Below are 4885 nucleotides of genomic sequence, written 5' to 3' on the forward strand. Positions count from 1 at the left end.
CAAAAGGACCCGGCGACATTCTCGCACTCCTCGGGGGATCTCATGCATCAGCTTCGTACCGTCCGTTCACGCATCCTGCTCGGCACCTGCCTCTCGCTGGCCGCCGCGCTTCCCACCGCCGCGCAGGCCGGCGACCTGACCGGTACGGTCACCGACGCCACCGACACGCGTGCGCTGCAGGGCGCGCAGCTCCGTATCGTCGAACTCAACCGCGTTGCGGAAGCCGATCGCGACGGCAGCTTCCGCTTCAGCAACCTCCCGGCCGGCACCTATACGATCGAAGCCCGTTATGTCGGTGCCGAACCGCGCACGATGACCGTCGAAATCCCCCAGTCGGGCAATGCGACGGTAAAGATCGTCCTCGGCACCGACGGCTCGATCCTCGTGCTCGGCCAGTCGGCCAACCAGGCGAGCGCGCTGTCTCGGCAAAAAGCTGCGGACGGCATCGAAAGCGTGCTGACGCGCGACGCAGTCGGCCAGTTCCCCGACCAGAATGTCGCTGAATCGTTGCGCCGTCTTCCCGGCGTCAACATCCTCAACGACCAAGGCGAAGGCCGCTTCGTCTCGGTCCGCGGCCTTGACCCCGAACTCAACGCGACGTCGGTCAATGGCGTCCGCCTGCCCGCCCCCGAAAGCGACGTCCGATCGGTCGCGCTCGACGTGATTTCGAGCGACAGCATCGAATCGATCGAGGTCAAGAAGTCGCTGACCCCTGACATGGACGCCGATACGATCGGCGCGTCGATCGAAATCCACACGACCAGCGCCTTCGAACGCCGCAAGAATCTGCTCACCGCGAAGATCGAGGGCAGCTACAATGATTATTCGGAAAAGCTGACGCCGAAAGGCAGCATCGATTTCGCACAGCGCCTGTCCGACGATGTCGGCGTGTCGGGCGGCATTTCCTATTATCAGCGCAAGTTCGAAACCGACAATGTCGAATCCGATGGCTGGAATCTGACCGACGGCGGCCTGCTCACGACCGAAGAGATCAATTATCGCGACTATGACGTCGAACGGAAACGCCTCTCGGCCAACCTGAACTTCGACTTCCGTGTCGGTTCGTCGACGAAGCTTTATGCTCGCGGCATCTATAGCCAGTTCGACGATCAGGAATATCGCCGCGAGACGAGCTTCAAGCTCGAAGACGCGGGCGAGGTTTCGGGCAGCGGCGCGAATGTCGTCTATAGCGACGAGGACGGCGAGCTTTCGGTCCAGCGTTCGCTGAAGGACCGTTTCGAGCGCCAGCGCATCCGCAGCATCGTTCTGGGCGGCGAAACCAACAGCGACGGCTGGCTGGCCAAATATTCGGTCAGCTATGCCAAGTCGACCGAACGCGAGAATGGTTCGATCGACCCCGCCAATTTCGAGCGGACCTTCGAAAACGAGGGCTTGGAACTCGGTCTCGATTTCGCCGACCCGCGCAAGCCGCTCTATACTGTTGGGGGTAGCGCCGGCGCGATCGCCGATTTCTCCGACCCGTCGCAATATGAACTCGACAGCGTGCAGGTTACCGGGCTCTCGGACTCGCGCGACGAGGAATGGGGCGCCAAGCTCGACCTCGGCCGCGAATTTGCGATGAACAATGGCACCTTCACGGTTCAGGCCGGCGCCAAGGGCCGCTGGCGCGACAAGAGCTACAACCTCGAAACCCAATATTGGGAAATGGACGGGCTGACGATGACCGACTTCGTCGGCCAGCAGACCTATCGCATCGCCGACATCTCGCCGGTGCTCGACAAGCGCGGCGTGCGCGCCTTCTTCAACGCCAACCGCGCCGATTTCGAACTCAACGAGCTCGATTCATTGTTCGATTCGGCGGTCGAGGATTATTCGGTGAGCGAGGATGTCGCGGCGGGCTACCTGCTCGGCCGCTGGGACAGCGACACGCTCCGCGTGATTGGCGGCGTCCGCTATGAGCACACGAAGAACGACATTCGCGCCAATACGGTGACGCTGATCGAGGAAGGCGGCGACCTGCCCGACGGGTCGGAGGCCGATGAGGATACCGTCATCAGCGTCCCCAACCAGTTCAAGCGGAGCTATGGCGACTGGCTGCCGAGCCTGACGGTCCGCTGGGAACCGCAGCAAAATCTCGTCCTGCGCGCCGCGGGTTACAAGAGCCTCGTTCGTCCCAAGCTGTCGAAACTCGCGCCACGCTTCACCATCGAGCAGAATGACGACAATGAGCGCGAGGGCGAGTTCGGCAACCCCGACCTCAAGCCTTACGAAGCCTGGAACTTCGACGCCGGGGTCGAATATTATCTGCCGAACAACGGCGCGCTGTCGGCTGGCGTCTTCTACAAGGATGTGAAGAATTTCATCGTCGACACCAATCTGGAAGACGCCGGCGAATATAATGGCATCGCCTATGACGAAGCGACGATCCCGATCAACGGCGACACCGCCAAGATCTGGGGCGTTGAGCTCAGCTACACGCAGGCGCTACGCTTCCTGCCCTCGCCGCTCGACGTCTTCCTGGTGAACGCGAACTACACCTACACCGATGCGACCGGGACTGTGCCGACGGACGGCGACATTACCGACCTGCGCAAGATCACCCTGCCCGCTGCCGCCAAGCACACGTTCAACGCGGCGCTGGGTTATGAAAAAGGTCCGGTCTCGCTGCGCCTCGCGGGCACCTATCGCTCGAAATATCTCGACGAACTGGGCGACACCGCGGAAGAAGACCGGATCATCGACAATCATTTCCAACTCGATCTTTCGGCCAAATTTGATGTCACCAAGCAGGTTCAGGTCTTCTATGAATGGGTGAACATCAACAACGCGAAATATTATGCTTACAACAATGTCGGCGCCCGCCAGAATCTGCTGCAGTTCGAGCAGTATAAGTGGACGATGAAGTTCGGCGCGCGGGTGAAGTTCTGATGCGGCATCCCATTGCCCTGCTGCCGTTGGTGGCGGCAGGGTTGGTGCTCGGCGGCGGCATCGCGCCCGCCGCCGCGGAACCCGCGACCGGCAGCTTTCCCATCGTCACGCAGACGGAGGATGGCGCGCCTATCCCCCGCTCTGCCGGTCTTCCCTACGCGCCCAGAAACCTTCCCGACCGCATAATTCTCACGCCCGGGGCCGACCCGGCGCGCGAAATGGCGGTCACCTTTCGCACCGACACCGCGCAGGCCGAGTCCCAGGCCCAGCTCGCGGTGTCGGTCGACGGGCCGACGCTCGAGGAAAAGGCGACGCTCGTCACCGGCAAGGCGATGCCACTCGACAGCAGCTATGGCCCCGCGCTCTATCACCAGGTCCGCTTCACCGGTCTCGCGCCCGACACCGTCTATACCTACCGCGTGAAGGGCGCGGCGGGCTGGAGCGAATGGTATCAGTTCCGCACCGCCGCCGCGGAGGCCAAGCCGTTCCGCTTCCTCTACCTCGGCGATATCCAGAACGGCATATTGACCTATGCCAGCCGCGTGATCCGGCAGGCGTTCCACGCCAATGGCGACATCCGCCTCGTCGTTCACGCCGGCGATCTCGTCGGCCAGCGCGACGACCTCGACCATGACGACGAATGGGGCGAGTGGAACCAGGCAGGCGGCTATAATTATGCAATCGTCCCGCAGGTGCCCGCGACGGGCAACCATGAATATGTCGATGTGCTGAAGCCCGATGGTACCGAAAGCCGCAGGCTCGGTCCCTATTGGCCTGCGCAGTTCGCTCTGCCGTCGAACGGCGCCGATCCGGTCAAGGCGACCACCTATTACACCGATTATCAGGGTGTCCGTTTCATCGTCCTCGACGGAACCGCCGCGATCGATCTCGGGTCGATGAAGGCGCAGACCGACTGGCTCGACGCGACGCTCGCGGCGTCGAAGGCGAACTGGAACGTCGTCCTCTTTCACCAGCCGGTCTTTACCTGCGCGCGCCCGAACGATACCGCCGAGATCAAGGCGGCGTGGAAGCCGGTGTTCGACAAGCGCAAGGTCGATCTGGTGCTGCAGGGCCACGATCATTGTTACAGCCGGCTGACCTCCGAAGCCGGCCGCGAAGCGAGCGCGACAGCGCGCGCCGGCGGCGCTCTGCAAGGGCCGGTCTATCTGGTGTCGGTGACGGGGTCGAAGATGTACCGCCTCAACGACCGCGCGCCGAACCAGCCCGACAAGATCGCCGAGGCGACCGAACTCTACCAGATCGTCGACGTCGAACCGAAGCGGCTCCGGTTCCGCACCTATACGGCATCGGGCAAGCTCTATGACGGCTTCGACCTCGACCGCACCGAGGGCGGCAATCGCCTGACCGAAATCGACGAACCGACGATCGCGGCGCGGACCTGCGCTGGCGACGTCGGCCCCGACGGCGGCCGTTGCGTCGCATCGGGTAAATAAGAGAACAAGGGGTTGATATGATGGACCGGATTTCGAAATTGCTTGCCGTATCCGCGCTTGCCGTGACCGTCACGGGTTGCGCCGCAAGCGAACCCGTATTTACCGGCCTGCCGCCGGTGCAGGTCACCGCGAGCGGCGAGACCGCGCCGGTCGGCACGGGCAAGGCTGACGCCGCCGACGATCCGGCGATCTGGATCGATCCCGCCAACCCGAACCGCGCGCTGATCGTCGCGACCGACAAGAAGGCGGGGTTGCACATCTATGACCTGACGGGGAAGGACATCGCCTTCACGCAGGCGGGCCTCGTCAACAATGTCGATGTCGCGGGCAACATCATCGTCGCGAGCGACCGCAACGACGGGGTGAACGCGCATCTCGCGGTCTTCCGCCTCGACGCCGACAAGCCGGCGATCGTCGCGCTCGGCCGTGCCGCCGCCGGGACCGGCGAAGCCTATGGCCTCTGCCTCAAAAAGACCGCGCCGGGCGCACCGCTCACCGCCGCGCTGATCGTCAAGGACGGCACGGTACGCGTCGGGACGCTC

The 4885-nt window shown here is 63.3% G+C and carries 3 protein-coding genes; all 3 read left to right on the forward strand.

Going from position 1 to position 4885, the window contains the following annotated elements; genetic code table 11:
* The first annotated feature begins 42 nt into the window (after positions 1 to 42).
* A complete protein-coding gene (locus tag VGD20_RS11780) occupies positions 43 to 2889 on the forward strand; it encodes a TonB-dependent receptor (protein WP_331134627.1) in 2847 nt (948 codons plus the stop codon).
* Positions 2889 to 4343, forward strand: coding sequence for a metallophosphoesterase family protein (locus VGD20_RS11785; protein WP_331134628.1), 1455 nt, complete (start codon positions 2889 to 2891; stop codon positions 4341 to 4343). The genes VGD20_RS11780 and VGD20_RS11785 overlap by 1 nt, the downstream gene beginning before the upstream one ends.
* A 17-nt stretch (positions 4344 to 4360) precedes the next feature.
* On the forward strand, positions 4361 to 4885 hold a 525-nt coding region (locus tag VGD20_RS11790; protein ID WP_331134629.1), incomplete at its 3' end, for a phytase.

Source organism: Sphingopyxis sp., assembly GCF_036402335.1.
GTDB lineage: Bacteria > Pseudomonadota > Alphaproteobacteria > Sphingomonadales > Sphingomonadaceae > Sphingopyxis.